The organism is Pseudomonas sp. YNh (genome assembly GCF_037993085.1).
Lineage (GTDB): Bacteria > Pseudomonadota > Gammaproteobacteria > Pseudomonadales > Pseudomonadaceae > Aquipseudomonas > Aquipseudomonas putida.
In genome coordinates this window covers 103,587-123,122 of record NZ_JBBMRJ010000002.1, presented here as the reverse complement: position 1 = coordinate 123,122, position 19,536 = coordinate 103,587, and the positions used below count along the sequence as shown (strand labels likewise).

The window sequence follows — 19,536 nt, the reverse complement described above, 5'->3', positions numbered from 1 at the left end:
GAGGTTTTACCAAATGGAACTGATCCTGCTGGAAAAAGTCGCTAACCTGGGCAACCTGGGCGACAAAGTAAAAGTTAAGGCTGGTTACGGCCGTAACTTCCTGCTGCCATTCGGCAAGGCCACCGTTGCCAACGCCGCCAACCTGGCTGCGTTCGAAGAGCGTCGCGCCGAGCTGGAAAAAGCAGCTGCTGACCGTAAATCGTCGGCTGAAAGCCGCGCTGCCCAACTGGCCGAGCTGGAAGTGACCATCACTGCCACCGCTGGCGACGAAGGCAAGCTGTTCGGTTCGATCGGCACCCACGACATCGCTGACGCCCTGACCGCCTCCGGCGTTGAAGTGGCCAAGGCTGAAGTTCGTCTGCCGAACGGCACCATCCGTCAGGTTGGCGAATACGACGTAGCCGTGCACCTGCACAGCGACGTTGAAGCCACCGTACGCGTGGTTGTCGTAGCTGCCTAAGCTGCGCTAACTGGCTGGCTCCTTGCGGGTCAGGCGGTTAACATCGGGCACGGTCCTGTTTTATACAGGCCGTGCCCTTTGTCTTTTTCATCCTCCAGAATTCTTTCGTGGCCATGAACGAGATCACAACCTCCGAACAGCTTGACCTGCAAACCGCCGCCCTGAAGGTGCCGCCGCATTCCATCGAGGCCGAACAGGCCGTGCTCGGTGGCCTGATGCTGGACAACAACGCCTGGGAGCGGGTGCTGGATCAGGTTTCGGATGGCGATTTCTACCGGCATGACCATCGCCTGATCTACCGTGCCATCCATAAGCTGGTGGACCTTAACCACCCGTTCGACGTGGTCACGTTGCACGAGCAGTTGGACAAGGAAGGCGTTTCGTCGCAGGTCGGCGGCCTGGCTTACTTGGCGGAGCTGGCCAAGAACACGCCATCGGTGGCCAACATCAAGGCCTACGCCGCGATCATTCGCGAGCGCGCCACGCTGCGTCAGCTGATCAGCATCAGCACCGATATTGCCGACAACGCCTTCAACCCCCAAGGTCGCAACGCCGAGGAAATTCTCGACGACGCCGAACGGCAGATTTTCCAGATTGCCGAGGCGCGGCCAAAGACCGGCGGCCCGGTAGGCGTCAACGAGCTGTTGACCAAGGCCATCGACCGCATCGATACGCTGTTCAACTCTGACAGCGAAATTACCGGTGTTTCCACCGGTTACACCGACCTGGACGAGAAGACCAGCGGCCTGCAGCCGGCGGACTTGATCATTGTCGCCGGCCGACCCTCGATGGGTAAGACCACGTTTGCCATGAACCTGGTCGAGAATGCCGTGCTGCGCAGCGACAAGGCTGTGCTGGTGTTCTCCCTCGAGATGCCAGGTGAATCGCTGATCATGCGTATGCTCTCGTCCTTGGGCCGTATTGACCAGACCAAGGTGCGTTCTGGCCAGCTGGACGACGACGACTGGCCGCGCCTGACTTCGGCAGTCAACCTGCTCAACGACCGCAAGCTGTTCATCGACGATACAGCGGGCATCAGCCCTTCGGAAATGCGTTCGCGGACTCGCCGCCTGGCGCGTGAGCACGGCGAAATCGGCCTGATCATGGTCGACTACCTGCAGTTGATGCAGATTCCAGGTTCCGGTGGTGATAATCGGACCAACGAAATTTCCGAGATTTCTCGCTCCCTCAAGGCCCTTGCCAAAGAGTTCAACTGCCCGGTCGTAGCACTGTCCCAGCTGAACCGCTCCCTTGAGCAACGGCCAAACAAGCGCCCGATCAACTCCGACTTGCGTGAGTCCGGTGCAATCGAGCAGGACGCCGACGTGATCATGTTCGTCTACCGTGACGAGGTGTATCACCCGGAGACCGAGCACAAGGGCATTGCCGAAATCATCATCGGCAAACAGCGTAACGGCCCCATCGGCTTTGTACGCCTGGCGTTTATTGGTAAGTACACCCGCTTCGAAAACTTGGCGCCGGGGATGTACAACTTTGATGATGATGAGTGACGACTGCTGAGGTTAATCAAAGTGGTCGGCCAGTTGGTGGGAGACTACGAATACATTACAGGTGCTGAGTCTGCCGCTACCAGTGTCTGCCGCCAGGCCCTGTATTTTGTGTTTTGTGGGGGTTTCGAATGTTGCCCCCCCTGACTTTGGTTGCGGTAAACCCGAAAAGAAAATTATTAATTGGATTGCTGATGCGGTGAGCGACAAACTTTCCGCTCTTGTCGATTTCATCGGCAACGGAGACGGGGCCATCGTAACCTGAGGATTGTACCCCGGTTAGTTTGGCCATTTCATCAGCGACTGAATAGCCCCCGTAATACTCAGGTGTAGCAGAGTAGCAAGCTAAAAAATGTGTTTGTCTACCCTGCATTTTAATACCCTTTTGGTTAAGTCTGATGAAAATATCCAAAGCTGAATAGTTGAGTTCATTTCCCGATAACACACCTTTTTCGCCGTGACTCAGGATGTAAAGGGTGTCGAGATTGCCATCTGTTCGACGCTTTTCAGCGAAAGCAGTTATCCCATCATGTTGCCACAGTATATCGCCACGATACGTTTTCTTCGGGTGAAGCTTGGCATTAAAGTTAATTATAGATTGAGTAACCAATCCGGTGGGGTCACTGCCGTTAATAGGGTCGTTCAGGGTGAATGCGTAGTAGTTAAGGCCACCTTTGGAGAATGGGCTTAAGGGGTCTGGGCTGGTAAATCGCATGATGGACGGGTTGTAGAGTCTGCGACCATTTCCGAGTAGGTAGCCGCTGCTGATAGGGTCTTTTCGCTCACCTTTGAAGCCCCATTCGTTGTTAGAGGGGCTGCTGAATCCAAAAGCGCTGTAGCGGTAAGACACAACTTGGTTTGGAGCGGTGGCGAGGAGTGGAGTGTTAAAAAGATCAACGCTCAGAAGTCGCTGGGTGTTCTGCTGAACTTTAAGCGAGAGGTTGTATCTACCGTACCTGAAAAATGATTCGCTCGTGGAGGCATGCGCAATATGTGACAATGTATCTTCACAATAAAAGTATCGCATATTTCATCCTCGCTGCTAGTAGCTTTAAAATTTTACTGTACTTCTTGAGTTGGCTTCGCGGTACTGACAAAAATGCTAGGCAGAATTGTCTATCAATTCTGGATGTGCGCTCAGGGGACATGTCGTCGTAAATGCCGATAAATAGAGAGCTCCGCTTGCGAAGCTCCGCAAAGGCGGCACTCAATCTGACAGGCGCAGCAAACCTGCCGGCGTACGCCCGACAGCTCTTGGCAGGCCTCAAGACGAAAGTCTTGCGGAGCGCGCTACGATTCTTGACCTGGTTGTCGCCTGGATGTGCCCTTTCGCGGGCATGCCCGCTCCCACAGGTACGGTGCACGTCGCGAAGATTGTGGTGACCTTGTGGGAGCGGGCGTGCCCGCGAAGAGGCCCGCCCAGTCGGTCGAGAATTCCGAGGGGATTGAACAATGACAACAGAAGACACCCAATTCACCGTCGGTAAGACCACGTTCTATCAAGGCGAAAATGGCACCCACCCGTTGTTCCGCATTGAGCCGGGTATCCCGTGCCGAAACGCCCGCGAGCAGTCTTCGGAGTTGATGGGGTATTTGCGCGAACTGACCATCACCGGGTTGATGGATGAGAAGCCGATGATGATCTGGGCTGCCCATTACCTGAGTGCGATGGCCAAGGCGCTGATGGATGATGCTGAGTTGGGGATGAAGCAGTGAGGTGTTGGCTTCAGGATGCATGAACACCTGGCAACCCCACCACAACCCTACCACCACAACCCCCAAGCCAGCCATCCGGAACCCCCGCCCACCCAACCGTCGCCCCACCCACCAATCCCCACGAATCCAGTCGGATTTGGTCAAAATTTGTGCTATATTCCGCGCCCGCGATTTCCCTGCACACCAGAACCGGTCACTGACATGCAAGCAGCCAAACCACTCTACGACTATCCCAAGTACTGGGCCGAATGCTTCGGGCCAGCACCTTTCCTGCCAATGAGCAGGCAGGAGATGGATCTGCTCGGCTGGGATTCCTGCGACATCATCATCGTGACCGGTGATGCCTACGTCGACCATCCGTCGTTCGGCATGGCCATCATCGGCCGCCTCCTGGAAGCCCAGGGCTTCCGCGTGGGCATCATCGCCCAGCCGAACTGGCAGTCGAAAGACGACTTCATGAAGCTTGGCGAGCCGAACCTGTTCTTCGGCGTGGCCGCAGGCAACATGGATTCGATGATCAACCGCTACACCGCAGACAAGAAGATCCGTTCTGACGACGCCTACACCCCAGGTGGCCTGGCCGGCAGCCGTCCGGACCGCGCCAGCCTGGTGTACAGCCAGCGCTGCAAGGAAGCCTACAAGCATGTGCCGATCGTACTCGGCGGCATCGAGGCTTCGCTGCGCCGCATCGCCCACTACGACTACTGGCAGGACAAGGTGCGTCACTCGATCCTGATCGACGCCAGCGCCGACATCCTGCTGTTCGGCAACGCCGAGCGTGCGGTGGTGGAAGTGGCCCAGCGCCTGGCCAGTGGCGAGACGATCGAGAGCATCACTGACATCCGCGGCACCGCGTTCGTGCGCCGTGATACCCCGCAGGGCTGGTTCGAGATCGACTCCACCCGCATCGACCGCCCGGGCCGCGTCGACAAGATCATCAACCCGTACGTAAACACCCAGGACACCCAGGCCTGCGCCATCGAGCAGGCCAAGGGCGACCAGGAAGACCCGAACGAAGCCAAGGTCGTGCAGATTCTCGACAGCCCGAGCGTGACCCGGGAAAAGTCGGTAATCCGCCTGCCGTCGTTCGAAAAAGTACGTAACGACCCGGTACTCTATGCCCACGCCAACCGCGTGCTGCACCTGGAGACCAATCCGGGTAACGCCCGCGCCCTGGTGCAGAAGCATGGCGAAGTGGATGTGTGGTTCAACCCGCCACCCATCCCCATGACCACCGAAGAAATGGACTACGTGTTCGGCATGCCCTACGCCCGTGTGCCACACCCGGCCTATGGCAAGGAGCGCATCCCGGCCTACGAGATGATCCGTTTCTCGGTGAACATCATGCGTGGCTGCTTTGGTGGCTGCACCTTCTGCTCGATCACCGAGCACGAAGGCCGCATCATCCAGAACCGCTCGCACGAGTCGATCCTGCACGAGATCGAAGAGATGCGCGACAAGGTGCCGGGCTTCACCGGCGTGGTCTCCGACCTTGGCGGGCCGACCGCCAACATGTACCGCATCGCCTGCAAGAGCCATGAAATCGAGAAGCACTGCCGCAAGCCGTCGTGCGTGTTCCCGGGTATCTGCGAAAACCTCAACACCGACCACAGCTCGCTGATCGAGCTGTACCGCAAGGCCCGTGCCCTGCCAGGTGTGAAGAAGATCCTGATCGCCTCGGGCCTGCGCTACGACCTGGCCGTGGAGTCGCCGGAGTACGTCAAGGAGCTGGTTACCCACCACGTGGGCGGCTACCTGAAGATTGCCCCGGAGCACACCGAGCGTGGCCCGCTGGACAAGATGATGAAGCCGGGTATCGGCTCGTACGACCGCTTCAAGCGTATGTTCGAGAAGTACTCGAAAGAGGCGGGCAAGGAGCAGTACCTGATCCCGTACTTCATCGCCGCGCACCCGGGCACCACCGACGAAGACATGATGAACCTGGCCCTGTGGCTGAAGGGTAACGGCTTCCGCGCTGACCAGGTGCAGGCGTTCTACCCGTCGCCGATGGCCTCGGCCACGGCCATGTACCACTCGGGCAAGAACCCGCTGCGCAAAGTGACCTACAAGAGTGAAGGGGTGGAGATCGTCAAGAGCGACGAGCAACGCCGCCTGCACAAGGCGTTCTTGCGCTACCACGACCCGAAGGGCTGGCCGATGCTGCGTGAAGCGCTGGAGCGTATGGGCCGCGCCGACCTGATTGGGCCGGGCAAGCACCAGCTGATCCCGCTGCACCAGCCGCAATCCGACACGTACCAGAGTGCGCGCCGCAAGAACTCGACGCCAGCGGGCAGCCACAAGGTGGGCAAGGAGCAGAAGATCCTGACCCAGCACACCGGCCTGCCACCGCGTGGCAGCGATGGCAGCAAGCCGTGGGACAAGCGTGAGAAGGCCAAGGCCGAGGCGTTTGCGCGTAACCAGCAGGCGGCCAAGGAGCGCAAGGAAGCAGCCAAGGGCGGCAAGGGCAACAAGAAGCCGCGCCAGCCAGTTATCCCACGCTAATGTCGGGGGGCCGCTTTGCGGCCCAATCGCCGGCAAGCCAGCTCCCACAGGTACAGTGCAAGCTTTGGGCTTTGTGCAATCTCTGTGGGAGCTGGCTTGCCGGCGATTGGGCTGCAAAGCAGCCCTCCGTATCGGATTTAGTCAGGCTGCTTGTCGACCCACTTCGGCACCACCGGCGCCACAAAGCTGTCCATCCCGTCCAGCAGCGCGTCCGGCTGCTGCCCCAGCAGCAACATCGCCCGATGTTGCGGCCGCACAAAGCCTTCTTCGACGATATGGTCGAGGAACCCGCCCAGTTTCTCGTAGAAGCCGCTCACATCCAGCAGCCCCAGCGGCTTGGCGTGATAGCCCAGTTGCCCCCAGGTCCATACCTCGAACAATTCTTCCAGCGTACCCAGCCCACCCGGCAGGGCGATGAAGGCATCGCTAAGCTCGGCCATGCGTGCCTTGCGGGCATGCATGCCGTCGACCACTTCCAGGCGGCTGAGGCCCTTGTGGCCGATTTCGGCGTTCATCAGGCTTTCGGGAATGATCCCGATCACTTCGCCACCGGCCGCCATGGCCGCGTCGGCAACAGTGCCCATCAGGCCGACAGCGCCGCCGCCATAGACCAGGGTCAGACCGCGGCGCGCAATGGCCTGGCCAAGTGCGATGGCTGCTTCACGGTAGGCAGGGGTGGCGCCGATGCTGGCGCCGCAGAACACACAAACGGAACGTACGGGCATTGCTCATCTCCTGTCACTCAGGTGGACAGGGTACGGCGCATGCCCGTCGCTTCCAAGGCCACGTTCATTCCGGGCGGGAGAATTCGCAGATGGCGCCCGTTGCCCCGTGGGCATAGGCGGCGAGCAGGCTGTTGATAAATGCAGAGATGGGCATTTGGTATTGCTCCTAAATGAGAGGTTGTCCCATCGTCTATTAAAAGGGCATGATGTGCTCTTAGATTGGTTGTATACAATCCATTGAACAATTCTACTGGCTGGCCTGTTGACACCCCCTTGACCCATATCAGCAAGGGGCTGAACGGTTTCAGGCAGTCTCGCAATTGATAAAACCCTGCCAAGGAGATTCATGATGTTTGCGAAAGCTGTAGCGGTATCCCTGCTGACCCTCGCCAGCGCCTCTGTCTTTGCAGCCGAATGCTCGGTGACTGTTGAATCGACGGACCAGATGTCCTACACCACCAAAGAATTCACCGTCGACAAGAGCTGCAAGGAATTCACCGTCAAACTGACCCACTCCGGCAACCTGCCGAAGAACGTCATGGGCCACAACCTGGTGATCAGCAAGACTGCCGACATGCAGGGCATTGCCACTGAAGGCATGACCCAGGGCATCGACAAGGGCTACCTGAAGGAAGATAACGCCAACATCATCGCCCACACCGCGATGATCGGCGCACCGGAAAAAGAGACCGAAGTGAAGTTCGACACTTCCAAGCTGGAAGCCGGTGGTGACTACAGCTTCTTCTGCACCTTCCCGGGCCACATCTCGATGATGAAAGGCAAGGTTGTAGTCAAGTAATGACAGCTGTGTAGGCCTCTCGGGCCTATTCGCGGGCACGTCCGCTCCCACAGGTAAGCACTGTTTTCAAGGGCAGTGAAAATCCTGTGGGAGCGGGCGTGCCCGCGAAGCTTTTATGGGGCGAACGGCAGTTCGCGCTTGTGCTGGGTCTTGCGGTAGGTGGCGACGATGATGTCGAACGCCGCCTGATCAACCGGCAACCCATGCAGGAAGGCGTCGATCTGCTGGTAGGTCACGCCATGGGATGCTTCGTCCGGCTTGCCCGGCTCCAGGTCTTCAAGGTCCGCCGTCGGCACCTTCTCCACCAGTGACTCCGGTGCGCCAAAGCTGCGCGCAATCGCCCGTACCTGGTTCTTCACCAGCCCGCTCAGGGGCGCCAGGTCGCAGGCACCATCACCAAACTTGGTAAAGAAGCCCATTACCGCCTCGGCGGCGTGGTCGGTACCGATCACCAGGCCCGCGCGGGCCCCGGCGATGGTGTACTGGGCAACCATGCGGGTACGTGCCTTGACGTTGCCCACCACAAAGTCCACCAGCGTTGGCGAGCCGTTCTTCAATTCCACCACTTCAGCGGCCAATGCCCGCACCGCCGGGGCGATATCCACCGTGTGCACTTCATCGGCCTTGATCACGTCCAGGCAGGCCTGGGCGTCATGCTCGTCATGTTGCACCTGGTAGGGCAGGCGCACGGCAATGAAGGTGTATGCCTTGTCGCCGGTTTCGGCCCGCAGTTCATTCACGGCGCGCTGGGCGAGCAAGGCGGCAGTCAGCGAGTCGACACCGCCGCTGATGCCCAGCACCAGGGTCTTGAGCCGGGCGTTGGCCAGGCAATCCTTGATGAACGCCACACGCCGGGCGACTTCGGCCTCGAGCGCTGCAGCGTCGGCGAACGGCGGCTGTACCTTCAGCGCCTGGGCAATCTCTTGCTGAACCGCTTGCATGGGTTACTCCTTGCTGGGGACTTTGAATACGTGGCGCATGTAGGCGACGAAGTTCTCGTCACGGCATTGGGTCTTGGCGGCCTCATCCGAGATCTTGGCCACTGGCGCGCCGTTGCAGTCGGTCATTTTAAGCACGATGTTCATCGGCGCCACACCCGGTATGTCGCAGGTCAGGTTGGTGCCGATGCCAAAGCTGACGTTGATGCGACCGCGCAGGGCACGGAAGATCTCCAGTGAGCGGGTCAGGTTGAGGCCGTCGGAAAACACCAGGGTCTTGGTCATCGGGTCGATACCCAGTTTCTGGTAATGGGCAATGGCCTTCTCCGCCCAGGCCACCGGCTCGCCCGAGTCGTGGCGCAGGCCGTCGAACAGCTTGGCGAAGTACAGGTCGAAATCGCCGAGGAAGGCATCCATGGTGATGCAGTCGGTCAGGGCGATGCCGAGCAGGCCGCGGTACTCGCGTACCCAGCAGTCCAGCGCGGCGATCTGGCTGTCGATCAGGCGCGGGCCGAGTTGCTGGTGAGCCATGATCCACTCATGGGCCATGGTGCCCAGCGGCTTGATATCCAGTTTCCATGCCAGGTCGACGTTGCTGGTGCCGACGAAGCGGGCCGGGAAGTCGTCGCGCAGCACCCGCACCACGTCTTCCTGCACCCGGCTGGAAAAGCGCCGGCGGGTGCCGAAGTCGGCTACCTGCAGGTTGGCCAGTTCGTCATCGCTGGCATGCGCGCGCAGCCAGTCGAACTTGCGGTACAGCTGGTCGCGAGCCTCGGCCAGGCGCATGTGCGGGTGCAGATGGCGGTTGCGCACTTCGCTGATGATGGCCAGCAGTGGCACTTCGAACAGGATCACATGCAGCCACGGGCCTTTCAGGCGCAGGAACAGCTGGTCGTTTTCAATGCCGATACGCACGTAGCGAAGGTTGAAGCGGAACAGGCGCAGAAAGCGCAGGAAGTCGGGCTTGAGGAAGCTGATGCGTTCGAGGAAGGCCAGCTGGCCATCATCCAGGGTGAGGTCGCTGAGCAGTTCGAGCTGGTGGCGGATCTCGCCCAGGTATGGGCGCAGGTCCTCGCCGTTACGGCAGCGGAATTCCCATTCGACGTCGGCGTCCGGGTAGTTGTGCAACACGCCCTGCATCATCGTGAGTTTGTAGAAGTCAGTGTCGAGCAGGTTGTGCACGATGCGCTCGGCGAATGCGCTCTCGCTCATCAAGGGGGCTCCGGAAGCGGCGAATGGCCGACATTGTGCCAGCCTTTTGGGCCTTGTTGTGTCTGGGCTGGCCTCTTCGCGGGTGAACCCGCTCCCACAGGGCTGCGTATCTGCCAAAACAGAGGTGTTTTTCCGTGCACCGGCTAGCCTTCAAACGGTGCCGCCTGTAGCAGTCGCGCACCAGCGGTGTGCACTTCGGTGACGTCCGCTGTTACAGGGCGGTTGCACGTAAACACTTGCCAGGGTTGCAATGATGGCACATGGCGGTTGCTCCTTGTCTGTACGTGTGGTGGCGCCTGCCGCGCAGCAGACGGTTGCACGCTCAATAAAGAAAAGGCCGTCGGTCGCCTGCAGCGCACCTGCGCAGTGTGTTTTCCCGGAAGACAAAACCTATGGCACGGCCCTTGCTCTGAGCACAGGGTTGAGAAGTTGTAGTGCCAACCAAAAAAAAACTCTAGGAGCACCACCTCATGTCGCAGACGTTTTACAAGAAAGGTTTCCTGGCTCTGGCCGTAGCTACGGCCCTAGGTGTTTCTTCGTATGTTCAGGCCGACGTCAAGATCGGTGTAGCGGGCCCGATGACCGGGGCTAACGCGGCGTTTGGCGAGCAGTACATGAAAGGTGCGCAGGCAGCGGCCGACAAGATCAACGCCGCCGGTGGCGTGAACGGCGAGAAAATCGTCCTGGTCAAAGGCGATGACGCCTGCGAACCGAAGCAGGCCGTGGCCGTGGCCAACCGCCTGGCCGATCAGGACAAGGTGATCGGCGTAGTGGGCCACTTCTGTTCTTCCAACACCATTCCGGCGTCCGAGGTGTATGACGAAGCGGGCATCATCGCCATTACCCCGGGCTCGACCAACCCACAGGTGACTGAGCGCGGCCTCGGCGCCATGTTCCGCATGTGCGGCCGTGACGACCAGCAGGGTATCGTTGCTGGCGACTACATCGTCGACGTGCTCAAGGGCAAGAAAGTCGCGGTGCTGCACGACAAGGACACCTACGGCCAGGGCTTGGCCGACGCGACCAAGGCGCAGCTGGAAAAGCGCGGCGTGAAGCCTGTGCTGTACGAAGGCCTGACCCGCGGCGAAAAAGACTTCAGCGCCGTGGTTACCAAGATCCGCTCCACCGGTGCCGACGTTGTCTACTTTGGCGGCCTGCACCCAGAGGCCGGCCCGCTGGTACGCCAGCTGCGCGAGCAGGGCCTGAAGGACGTCAAGTTCATGTCCGATGACGGCATCGTCACCGACGAACTGGTGTCCACTGCCGGTGGCGCGCAATACGTCGATGGCGTGTACATGACCTTCGGCGCCGACCCGCGCCTGCTGCCAGACAGCAAGGCGGTGGTGGAGGAGTTCCGCAAGGCCGGTACCGAACCTGAAGGCTACACCCTGTATGCCTATGCCTCGCTGGAAGCCTTGGCCGCTGCGTTCAACGGCGCCAAGTCGAACAAGGGCGAAGACGCGGCCAAGTGGCTGAAGGCCAACCCGGTCAAGACCGTCATGGGCGAGAAGAAGTGGGACAGCAAGGGTGACCTGACCGTGTCCGACTACGTGGTCTACCAGTGGGACAAAGACGGTAAATACCACCAGCTGGAAAAACAAAAATAATAACGGCCCACGGCCCGGGCTGATGCCCGGGCCCAAGCCCCTGCGGTACCTGTCTTTATTCGGAGATCTGCACGGTTCTGCACTGCGGGGGCCGCTTCATCCGTGGCCTGCCGTGGTCGGCGCTCGTGCAATCTCAATCAGGTGAGATTGCGTTATGGATGGTATTTTCCTGCAGCAACTGGTCAACGGCCTGACCCTCGGGTCGGTCTATGGCCTGATCGCCATCGGCTACACAATGGTCTATGGCATCATCGGCATGATCAACTTCGCGCACGGCGAGGTGTATATGATTTCCGCGTACCTCGCGGCAATCAGCCTGGCATTGCTGGCCTATTTCGGCGTCGAGTCGTTCCCGCTCCTGATGTTGGGCACGCTGTTGTTCACCGTCGTCGTCACGGGCGTCTATGGGTTCACCATCGAACGCATCGCCTACAAACCCCTGCGTAACTCCACCCGCCTGGCGCCGCTGATCAGTGCCATCGGCATCTCGCTGATCCTGCAGAACTACGCACAGATCAGCCAGGGCGCCCGCCAGCAAGGCGTGCCGACCCTGCTTGAAGGGGCCTGGCGTGTCGAAGTCGGCACCGGCTTCGTGCAACTGACCTACACCAAGATCTTCATCCTGATCGCCGCCTTCGTGGGCATGGGCCTGCTCACCTACGTGATCAAGTACACCAAGCTCGGCCGCATGTGCCGTGCCACTCAGCAAGACCGCAAGATGGCCTCGATCCTGGGCATCAACACCGACCGGGTGATTTCGTACGTGTTTGTCATCGGTGCGGTAATGGCCGCCCTGGCCGGTGTGCTGATCACCATGAACTACGGCACCTTCGACTTCTATGCCGGCTTCATCATCGGCATCAAGGCGTTCACCGCCGCAGTGCTCGGTGGTATCGGCTCGCTGCCTGGCGCCATGCTTGGCGGCATCATCCTGGGGATTTCCGAGTCGCTGTTCTCTGGCCTGATCAACTCCGACTACAAGGACGTGTTCAGCTTCTCGCTGCTGGTGATGATCCTTATCTTCCGCCCACAAGGCCTGCTGGGTCGCCCGCTCGTGGCTAAGGTGTGAACATGTCCGTTGCCAAAACTGCCTCTGCTTCCGAAACCAAGGGTTTCGACCTTAAACGCAGCCTGCTGGAGACCCTCGTCGCCGGCCTGCTGGCACTCATTGTGTTTGGCCCGGTCGTCGGCGTGGTGCTCGACGGCTACACCTTCAATGCCGAGCCGCGCCGCGTAGCCTGGCTGGTCGGCGGGGTGATGGTGGGGCGCTTCCTGCTCAGCCTGTACCTGCAGACCGCCGCTGGCGTGCGCATGCTCCAGGGCTTCGATAACGGTGGCTCTGGCGTGCATGTGAACGCGCCGGACTACAAGTCGCGGCTGCGCTACATCATCCCGGCGCTGGTGGTGATTGCCATCGTCTTCCCGATCTTCGCCAACAAGTACCTGCTGACCGTCGTCATCCTCGGGCTGATCTACGTGTTGCTGGGGCTTGGCCTTAACATCGTGGTCGGCCTGGCCGGCCTGCTCGACCTGGGCTACGTGGCGTTCTACGCCATTGGCGCCTACGGCCTGGCACTGGGTTACCAGTACCTCGGTCTGGGTTTCTGGAGCGTGCTGCCCCTGGCGGCCATCGCCGCCGCGTTGGCGGGGTGCATACTGGGCTTCCCGGTGCTACGAATGCACGGTGACTACCTGGCTATCGTGACCCTGGGCTTTGGCGAGATCATCCGCCTGGTGCTGAACAACTGGCTGTCGTTCACCGGAGGCCCCAACGGCATGCCGGCGCCTTCGCCAACCTTCTTTGGCCTGGAATTCGGCCGCCGGGCCAAAGATGGCGGGGTGCCGATCCACGAGTTCTTCGGCTTCGATTACAACGCCAACCTCAAGTTCGTGTTCATCTACGCGGTGCTGTTCCTGGTGGTGCTGGCTGTGCTGTACATCAAGCACCGCCTGACCCGCATGCCGGTAGGCCGCGCGTGGGAAGCGCTGCGCGAAGACGAGATCGCCTGCCGCTCCATGGGCCTGAACCACGTGCTGGTCAAGCTTTCGGCGTTTACCCTGGGTGCCTCCACGGCCGGCCTGGCCGGGGTGTTTTTCGCCACCTACCAGGGCTTCGTAAACCCGTCGTCGTTCACCTTCTTCGAGTCGGCGCTGATCCTTGCCATTGTCGTGCTGGGTGGCATGGGCTCGACCGTGGGCGTGGTAATTGCAGCGTTCGTGCTGACCGTGGCACCCGAACTGCTGCGCAGCTTCTCCGAATACCGGGTGCTGCTGTTCGGCGTGCTGATGGTGCTGATGATGATCTGGCGACCGCGTGGGCTGATCCGCATCAGCCGTACCGGTGTGACCCCGCGTAAAGGAGTGGCGCCATGAGCGACGATATCATTCTCTCTGTCGACAACCTGATGATGCAGTTCGGTGGCATCAAGGCGCTGAGTGATGTCAGCCTGAAGGTCCGGCGCAACCAGATCTTCGCCCTGATCGGCCCCAACGGCGCCGGCAAGACCACGGTGTTCAACTGCCTGACCGGCTTCTACAAGGCCAGTGGCGGGCGCATCGAGCTGAACGTGCGCGGCAGCCACACCAACGTCATCCAGTTGCTTGGCGAGCGCTTCCAGGCGGCGGACTTCGTGTCGCCGGCGCGCTTTGCCAACCGCCTGTACTACAAGATGTTCGGCGGCACACACCTGGTCAACCGCGCAGGCCTGGCGCGCACCTTCCAGAACATCCGCCTGTTCAAGGAAATGTCGGTAGTGGAAAACCTGCTGGTGGCCCAGCACATGTGGGTCAACCGCAACCTGCTGGCCGGGGTGCTCAACACCAAGGCCTACCGCAAGGCCGAAAGCGACGCGCTGGACCACGCATTCTACTGGCTGGAAGTGGTCGACCTGGTCGACTGCGCCAACCGCCTGGCCGGCGAGCTGTCGTACGGCCAGCAGCGCCGGCTGGAAATTGCCCGGGCCATGTGCACGCGGCCGAAGATCATCTGCCTGGACGAACCGGCGGCGGGCCTTAACCCGCAGGAAACCGAAGCCCTAAGCCGCATGATTCGTGTACTGCGGGACGAGCATGACATCACCGTGGTGCTGATCGAGCACGACATGGGCATGGTCATGAGCATTTCCGACCATATCGTGGTGCTGGACCACGGCAACGTGATTGCCGAAGGCGCGCCGCAGGAAATCCGCCACAACCCGACGGTGATCGCCGCCTACCTGGGTGCAGATGAAGAGGAACTGGTATGAGTGCACCCATTCTCGAACTGAAGGACCTGGACGTGTTCTACGGGCCGATCCAAGCGCTGAAAAAGGTATCGATGCACATCAACGAAGGGGAGACGGTCAGCCTGATCGGTGCCAACGGTGCCGGCAAGTCCACCCTGCTGATGTCGATCTTCGGCCAGCCGCGGGCGGCATCCGGGCATATCGTCTATCGCGGCACCGACATTACCCGCAAGTCGTCGCACTACATCGCTTCCAATGGTATTGCCCAGTCGCCGGAAGGGCGCCGGGTATTCCCCGACATGACCGTCGAGGAAAACCTGATGATGGGCACCATCCCCATCGGCGACAAGCATGCCGCTGAAGACATGCAGCGCATGTACGAGCTGTTCCCGCGGCTGAAGGAGCGGCGTACCCAGCGGGCCATGACCATGTCCGGTGGCGAGCAGCAGATGCTGGCGATTGCCCGGGCGCTGATGAGCCGGCCGAAGTTGCTGTTGCTGGATGAGCCCTCGCTGGGGCTTGCACCGATCGTGGTCAAGCAGATCTTTGCGACCCTGCGTGAGCTGGCCAAGACCGGGATGACCATTTTTCTGGTGGAGCAGAACGCCAACCATGCCTTGAAGCTGTCCGACCGGGCTTATGTAATGGTCAACGGGGAGATTCGCATGACCGGCACCGGGCAGGAGCTGCTGGTCAACGAGGAAGTGCGCAACGCCTATCTTGGCGGGCACTGAGTTACATCCGGGGCTGCCAAGCAGCCCCATTCCCATGTGGACAACTTGCCGCGCCTTGTTCTCTATACACACCACCACTCCCTCGCAAGCCCTTGTTTCCACAGGCTTGATCTTGTCCACGGATAATGTGGAACCGCCTGTGGAAAACATGGTGGCATCTCGCTACAGCCCTTTGATACCAAACCCTGCAGCGATGCGATCATTTTTTGATCACATCGTTCCTGTGGGTGACTTTTCAGGGTTTTTCACAGACCCGAAAGCACCTGGAAATCAATGTCAAAGCTGTGGATAACTCTGTGGGGAAACCTTGGACAGACTGCTGCAGGCTGCATGCTTGAAAGCTTTGCATCCTCAACGAAAAGATATCCACCGACCACCCAACGCTGAAAGGGTTCCGCACTGTGGACGAGTTGCCCCCAATCCGTGGGGAAAGCCTTGTGGATAACATGCGCATAGCTGGCGCCGAGCCTTCTGCCGCAAGGGTTTGCCGGACATGTACAAAAAATGTACAGCGCCCTGAACGGCTTGCTGCCCGCGCGCGGCGCGGGCATGCTGCAAAGCTGCCGATGACAACCTACCGTGAGGAACAGAGCATGACGTCCATCGTATTCATCACTGGCGCCACTTCCGGTTTCGGCGAGGCCACCGCCCGCCGCTTTGCCGAAGCTGGCTGGAAGCTGGTGCTCACTGGCCGCCGCAAGGAGCGCCTGGATGCCCTGTGCGCAGAGCTGTCGGCCAAGACCGAGGTCCACGGCCTGGTGCTCGACGTGCGTGACCGCAAGGCCATGGAGCAGGCCATCGCCAGCTTGCCGGCCGGGTTCGAGAAGATTCGCGGCCTGGTCAACAACGCCGGCCTGGCACTGGGTGTGGATGCGGCGCAGAACTGCAGCCTCGACGACTGGGAAACCATGGTCGACACCAACATCAAGGGCCTGATGTACACCACCCGCCTGCTGCTGCCACGCCTGATCGCCCACGGTCGCGGCGCGTCGATCCTCAACGTAGGTTCTGTGGCGGGCAACTACCCGTATCCGGGCAGCAATGTGTACGGCGGCACCAAGGCCTTCGTCGGCCAGTTCTCGTTGAGCCTGCGCTGCGACCTGCGCGGCACTGGTGTGCGCGTGAGCAACATCGAGCCGGGCCTGTGCGAGAGCGAGTTCTCGCTGGTGCGCTTCGGCGGTGACCAGGCCAAGTACGACGCCACTTACGCGGGTGCCGAGCCGATCCAGCCGCAGGACATTGCCGAGACCATCTTCTGGATCCTCAACCAGCCGGCGCACATCAACATCAACAGCCTGGAGCTGATGCCGGTGAGCCAGGATTGGGCAGGGTTCTCCATCGACCGTTCGGCCAAGGGCTGATCAACAAAGCGTCAGCTCAGGCGCTGCAACCCTTTCAGGCAAGTCGCCAGATGGTAGGGCGTAGTCGATGGCATATCATGCCGGCTGACATTGCCCTCACCATCCCGGCACTCATACCAGCCCGCTTCGCGCAGGAACCGCGCTTGCAGCGCCTGCAGCTGGTCAACCAGCTTCGCCTCACTCCCAGCGCGTAATACCAGCGCCCGCAGGTACTCCGCCTGGGCCCAGATGCGTTGCGTGGCATCCAGCACCCGCCCATCCACATCCAGCATCGCCAGTACTGCTCCCTCTTTCACCCCATACTGTTCGGCAAAGCCGAAAGCCCGGTCGATGGACGCATGCAGCGGCGTGTCACGCAGCAGCGGTGAGGTGTGCAGCAGGTAGAACCATTCGAACTGGTGCCCCGGCTCGAACCAGTTATCCACAGCCCCGCGTGGCTTTTCCAGCATCAGGCCATGGGCCGGTTCGACGAAGTGCGCCTGCAGCGCTTCACACAACTGCAGCAGCGACTGCTGGGTATGTTCATCAGCGCGCACCGCCAGCACCTGCAGGAACGCCTCGGCCAAGTGCATCTGTGGGTTCTGCAGCGGGCCGCTGCCCAGGTCAGCCCAGTCTTCGCCCAGGCTGGCCTCGTACAGGCCGTCGTCACGGGCGAATTGCTGGTCGATGATGCCCAGCGCAGCGTTCAGGGTTGATTCCACCAGGCTTTCGCGCACCTTGCCCCAGTAGTGCGCGCAGGCAAAGACGATGAACGCGTGGGTGTACAGGTCCTTGCGACGGTCCAGCGGCTTGCCTTGGGCATCGATGCTGTAGAACCAGCCACCGTGCTCGGCATCGTGGAAGTGCTTTTGCAGCGATCGGAACAACGCCGCCGCGCGCTCGGCAGCGCCCGGTTGCCCGATACGGCTGCTGAACAGGTACAACTGGCGTGCGCAGGCCATGGCCCGGTAGCGCTGCGCCGGCAACGGCTGGTGCTTGGCGTCCAGCGCCTCGTAGGGCAGGGCCAGGTCGGCATTCCAGCCCGGGCCTTGCCACAACGGCACGATGCATTCGGCGAAGTGCTGGTTGAAGCGGGCCAGTTCAGGCAGGGTGGGGCGGGGGTCGGACATTTCGGCGCTCGTCGCTGTCGGGCAGGGCGCCATGGTAGCAGAACTGGGGTTTTCGGTAGCCTGTGCCGGCCCCTTCGCGGGCTTGCCCGCTCCCCCAGGATCACCACAGGCCCGAGCAATTTGGGTTACCTGTGGGAGCGGGCAAGCCCGCGAAGGGGCCGGCACAGGCAACCCATCAGCCTGGGTTGCCGAGCCCTTGCCAATGCCGTGCCCCGACGAAGATGAAGCGTAATTGCTGGGTGATCTTTTCCTGCGCCGTCAGCGCCTGTGGATAACCCGATTCGGGGCTGTCGATAAGCTCGGGCAGGGTCGCGAACACGGTCTTCACCACCAGGTCGGCCATCACTGCCAGCGCGGCGTTGTCCAAGTGCTGCCAGCGCTTCATGCGCGCCAGGTCGGTGGCCAGATCGTCGCTGATGTCCTGGCGCAGGCGGGCAATGGCCTGGCGCACGGCCTGTGAACCGCCGTACTGCTCGCGGGCCAGGAACAGGAACTGCGCGCGGTGAGCAGCCACTACGTCGAGGAAAATGCGCACCGAAGCGTCTGTGATGCCGCCCAGTTCGAATTCGTTCTGGCGCACCAGGCGGATAGTCTGGCGGAAGGTGGTGTCGATTTCGGCCACCAGGGCCAGGCCGAGGGCGTCCATGTCGGGAAAATGCCGGTAGAAGCCGGTGGGCACGATGCCGGCCGTCTTCGCCACTTCACGCAGGCTGATACTGCCGAAACCACGGCCACTCTCCATCAGCAGGCAGGCGGCATCGAGCAGGGCCTGGCGGGTCTGTAGTTTCTGTTCGGCGCGCGGCAGCATGGTGCGGGCTTCTGTGGCGGTAAGGCTGGGCACTCTAGATAAAAAAACAAAGCCCGGTCAATGGACCGGGCCTGGAGGGGAGCAAGCGGTGTGACTCAGGTTGTTCTTTTCGGCCATGGTGATCAGCTCACACGGCTGAGTTCAACCAGGCGATCCGAGCCACCTTCAGCGACGCGGCCACTGCGTTCGATCAGGCGATCCGAGCCACCTTCAGCGACGCGGCCACTGCGTTCGATCAGGCGATCCGAGCCACCTTCAGCGACACGGCCACTGCGTTCGATCAGGCGATCCGAGCCACCTTCAGCGACGCGGCCACTGCGTTCGATCAGGCGATCCGAGCCACCCTCAGCGACGCGGCCAGTGCGTTCGATCAGGCGATCCGAGCCACCTTCGGCAACACGCCCACTGCGTTCGATCAGGCGGTCAGAACCCCCTTCGGCAACGGTTTTCAGCGGCTGGGCGATTTCGGCAGCGCTGGAGCGGGATTCGGCGGTCAGGTGTTGTTCGTCGGCTGGCAGGGCAAAAGCGTTGGCAGCCAGGATGGACAGGGTCAGGGTCAGCAGGTGGCGTTTCATGATTTCGGTGCTCCTCTCGGGGGCTGGAAAGTGGGTACGGAGCCAATGCTACGCTCGGTAACGCCAGAGAGAAGTTCATACGGGTAATGGTAACAATCGACCGCATTGATAGAGGTTTGCAAGCGCTCTAGGCAGCGCCATACAGGTCGGCTGATGACGATTTGGTTGGGCTGTTGCCGGGTAGCAGGCATCGCTTGGCGCGACGTATTGCTGAGCAAAAGGCCAGGAAAACTTCGCTATCATGGCGCTCTCGATAAA

At 60.8% G+C, this 19,536-nt stretch carries 18 protein-coding genes; 11 read left to right on the top strand and 7 right to left on the bottom strand.

The window, feature by feature from the left end; genetic code table 11:
* Positions 1 to 13 precede the first annotated feature (13 nt).
* Together rplI and dnaB are read left to right on the top strand one after the other, a co-directional pair.
* Complete coding sequence (rplI, locus tag WF331_RS02575) at positions 14 to 460, top strand: 50S ribosomal protein L9 (RefSeq protein WP_012316464.1); 447 nt, start codon at positions 14 to 16, stop codon at positions 458 to 460.
* 113 nt (positions 461 to 573) lie between these two features.
* On the top strand, positions 574 to 1,971 hold the full coding sequence (gene dnaB / locus WF331_RS02570) for a replicative DNA helicase (protein WP_016501872.1): 1,398 nt from the start codon (positions 574 to 576) through the stop codon (positions 1,969 to 1,971).
* 76 nt (positions 1,972 to 2,047) lie between these two features.
* Here the strand turns inward: dnaB and WF331_RS02565 are convergent, their stop codons facing one another.
* Positions 2,048 to 2,995 carry an RHS repeat-associated core domain-containing protein gene (locus WF331_RS02565; protein ID WP_197898562.1) on the bottom strand — a complete coding sequence of 316 codons (948 nt, stop codon included), beginning with the start codon at positions 2,993 to 2,995 and terminating at the stop codon, positions 2,048 to 2,050.
* 425 nt (positions 2,996 to 3,420) lie between these two features.
* Between WF331_RS02565 and WF331_RS02560 the strand changes: the two genes are divergently transcribed.
* Complete coding sequence (locus WF331_RS02560; protein ID WP_016501870.1) at positions 3,421 to 3,684, top strand: DUF3077 domain-containing protein; 264 nt, start codon at positions 3,421 to 3,423, stop codon at positions 3,682 to 3,684.
* Positions 3,685 to 3,885: 201 nt separating this feature from the next.
* Positions 3,886 to 6,186, top strand: a complete 2,301-nt coding sequence (locus WF331_RS02555) for a YgiQ family radical SAM protein (RefSeq protein WP_041167906.1) — start codon at positions 3,886 to 3,888, stop codon at positions 6,184 to 6,186.
* Positions 6,187 to 6,323: 137 nt separating this feature from the next.
* Here the strand turns inward: WF331_RS02555 and WF331_RS02550 are convergent, their stop codons facing one another.
* Positions 6,324 to 6,911, bottom strand: a complete 588-nt coding sequence (locus WF331_RS02550; RefSeq protein WP_241800751.1) for an LOG family protein — start codon at positions 6,909 to 6,911, stop codon at positions 6,324 to 6,326.
* Positions 6,912 to 7,260: 349 nt separating this feature from the next.
* Here WF331_RS02550 and azu point away from each other — a divergent pair, with 349 nt between their 5' ends.
* Positions 7,261 to 7,710 carry an azurin gene (gene azu, locus WF331_RS02545; RefSeq protein WP_016501867.1) on the top strand — a complete coding sequence of 150 codons (450 nt, stop codon included), beginning with the start codon at positions 7,261 to 7,263 and terminating at the stop codon, positions 7,708 to 7,710.
* Between the two features lie 113 nt (positions 7,711 to 7,823).
* On the opposite strand, the gene nadE is transcribed toward azu, so the two are convergent.
* Together nadE and pncB are read right to left on the bottom strand one after the other, a co-directional pair.
* Positions 7,824 to 8,651 (bottom strand): ammonia-dependent NAD(+) synthetase, encoded by an 828-nt coding sequence (gene nadE / locus WF331_RS02540; protein ID WP_016501866.1) that lies wholly within the window; start codon positions 8,649 to 8,651, stop codon positions 7,824 to 7,826.
* A 3-nt stretch (positions 8,652 to 8,654) separates the two neighbouring features.
* Entirely contained in the window at positions 8,655 to 9,860 is a 1,206-nt protein-coding gene (gene pncB, locus WF331_RS02535; protein WP_016501865.1) for a nicotinate phosphoribosyltransferase, read from the bottom strand.
* Between the two features lie 470 nt (positions 9,861 to 10,330).
* On the opposite strand from pncB, the gene WF331_RS02530 reads away from it, so the two are divergent.
* The 6 genes from WF331_RS02530 to WF331_RS02505 all read left to right on the top strand — a co-directional run bounded on the left by WF331_RS02530 (position 10,331) and on the right by WF331_RS02505 (position 16,786).
* The gene (locus tag WF331_RS02530; RefSeq protein WP_197899572.1) at positions 10,331 to 11,467 is read left to right on the top strand and encodes a branched-chain amino acid ABC transporter substrate-binding protein; all 1,137 of its coding nucleotides are present in this window, start codon (positions 10,331 to 10,333) and stop codon (positions 11,465 to 11,467) included.
* Positions 11,468 to 11,621: 154 nt separating this feature from the next.
* A complete protein-coding gene (locus tag WF331_RS02525) occupies positions 11,622 to 12,536 on the top strand; it encodes an ABC transporter permease subunit (protein ID WP_016501863.1) in 915 nt (304 codons plus the stop codon).
* 2 nt (positions 12,537 to 12,538) lie between these two features.
* Positions 12,539 to 13,840 carry a high-affinity branched-chain amino acid ABC transporter permease LivM gene (livM, locus tag WF331_RS02520; RefSeq protein WP_016501862.1) on the top strand — a complete coding sequence of 434 codons (1,302 nt, stop codon included), beginning with the start codon at positions 12,539 to 12,541 and terminating at the stop codon, positions 13,838 to 13,840.
* Entirely contained in the window at positions 13,837 to 14,712 is an 876-nt protein-coding gene (locus tag WF331_RS02515) for an ATP-binding cassette domain-containing protein (RefSeq protein ID WP_016489420.1), read from the top strand. The genes livM and WF331_RS02515 overlap by 4 nt, the downstream gene beginning before the upstream one ends.
* Positions 14,709 to 15,425 (top strand): ABC transporter ATP-binding protein, encoded by a 717-nt coding sequence (locus WF331_RS02510; RefSeq protein ID WP_016501861.1) that lies wholly within the window; start codon positions 14,709 to 14,711, stop codon positions 15,423 to 15,425. Before WF331_RS02515 ends, WF331_RS02510 begins: the two co-directional genes overlap by 4 nt.
* Before the next feature lie 593 nt (positions 15,426 to 16,018).
* On the top strand, positions 16,019 to 16,786 hold the full coding sequence (locus WF331_RS02505; protein ID WP_340622631.1) for an SDR family oxidoreductase: 768 nt from the start codon (positions 16,019 to 16,021) through the stop codon (positions 16,784 to 16,786).
* An 11-nt stretch (positions 16,787 to 16,797) separates the two neighbouring features.
* Here WF331_RS02505 and WF331_RS02500 read toward each other — a convergent pair whose 3' ends face one another.
* The 3 genes from WF331_RS02500 to WF331_RS02490 form a co-directional block, all read right to left on the bottom strand.
* A complete protein-coding gene (locus WF331_RS02500; protein WP_016501859.1) occupies positions 16,798 to 17,895 on the bottom strand; it encodes an AGE family epimerase/isomerase in 1,098 nt (365 codons plus the stop codon).
* A 175-nt stretch (positions 17,896 to 18,070) separates the two neighbouring features.
* A complete protein-coding gene (locus WF331_RS02495) occupies positions 18,071 to 18,703 on the bottom strand; it encodes a TetR family transcriptional regulator (RefSeq protein WP_016501858.1) in 633 nt (210 codons plus the stop codon).
* 122 nt (positions 18,704 to 18,825) lie between these two features.
* The gene (locus WF331_RS02490; RefSeq protein WP_340622630.1) at positions 18,826 to 19,278 is read right to left on the bottom strand and encodes a phage infection protein; all 453 of its coding nucleotides are present in this window, start codon (positions 19,276 to 19,278) and stop codon (positions 18,826 to 18,828) included.
* Between the last annotated feature and the right edge of the window lie 258 nt (positions 19,279 to 19,536).

What these genes read in the sequence shown, in the direction of transcription:
- WF331_RS02550 (WP_241800751.1), bottom strand. Translation starts at nt 6,911, where the DNA reads ATGCCCGTACGTTCCGTTTGTGTGTTCTGCGGCGCCAGCATCGGCGCC.
- WF331_RS02500 (WP_016501859.1), bottom strand. Translation starts at nt 17,895, where the DNA reads ATGTCCGACCCCCGCCCCACCCTGCCTGAACTGGCCCGCTTCAACCAG.
- livM (WP_016501862.1), top strand. Translation starts at nt 12,539, where the DNA reads ATGTCCGTTGCCAAAACTGCCTCTGCTTCCGAAACCAAGGGTTTCGAC.
- dnaB (WP_016501872.1), top strand. Translation starts at nt 574, where the DNA reads ATGAACGAGATCACAACCTCCGAACAGCTTGACCTGCAAACCGCCGCC.
- WF331_RS02560 (WP_016501870.1), top strand. Translation starts at nt 3,421, where the DNA reads ATGACAACAGAAGACACCCAATTCACCGTCGGTAAGACCACGTTCTAT.
- WF331_RS02565 (WP_197898562.1), bottom strand. Translation starts at nt 2,995, where the DNA reads ATGCGATACTTTTATTGTGAAGATACATTGTCACATATTGCGCATGCC.
- pncB (WP_016501865.1), bottom strand. Translation starts at nt 9,860, where the DNA reads ATGAGCGAGAGCGCATTCGCCGAGCGCATCGTGCACAACCTGCTCGAC.
- WF331_RS02515 (WP_016489420.1), top strand. Translation starts at nt 13,837, where the DNA reads ATGAGCGACGATATCATTCTCTCTGTCGACAACCTGATGATGCAGTTC.
- WF331_RS02530 (WP_197899572.1), top strand. Translation starts at nt 10,331, where the DNA reads ATGTCGCAGACGTTTTACAAGAAAGGTTTCCTGGCTCTGGCCGTAGCT.
- WF331_RS02525 (WP_016501863.1), top strand. Translation starts at nt 11,622, where the DNA reads ATGGATGGTATTTTCCTGCAGCAACTGGTCAACGGCCTGACCCTCGGG.
- nadE (WP_016501866.1), bottom strand. Translation starts at nt 8,651, where the DNA reads ATGCAAGCGGTTCAGCAAGAGATTGCCCAGGCGCTGAAGGTACAGCCG.
- rplI (WP_012316464.1), top strand. Translation starts at nt 14, where the DNA reads ATGGAACTGATCCTGCTGGAAAAAGTCGCTAACCTGGGCAACCTGGGC.
- WF331_RS02505 (WP_340622631.1), top strand. Translation starts at nt 16,019, where the DNA reads ATGACGTCCATCGTATTCATCACTGGCGCCACTTCCGGTTTCGGCGAG.
- azu (WP_016501867.1), top strand. Translation starts at nt 7,261, where the DNA reads ATGTTTGCGAAAGCTGTAGCGGTATCCCTGCTGACCCTCGCCAGCGCC.
- WF331_RS02495 (WP_016501858.1), bottom strand. Translation starts at nt 18,703, where the DNA reads ATGCTGCCGCGCGCCGAACAGAAACTACAGACCCGCCAGGCCCTGCTC.
- WF331_RS02490 (WP_340622630.1), bottom strand. Translation starts at nt 19,278, where the DNA reads ATGAAACGCCACCTGCTGACCCTGACCCTGTCCATCCTGGCTGCCAAC.
- WF331_RS02555 (WP_041167906.1), top strand. Translation starts at nt 3,886, where the DNA reads ATGCAAGCAGCCAAACCACTCTACGACTATCCCAAGTACTGGGCCGAA.
- WF331_RS02510 (WP_016501861.1), top strand. Translation starts at nt 14,709, where the DNA reads ATGAGTGCACCCATTCTCGAACTGAAGGACCTGGACGTGTTCTACGGG.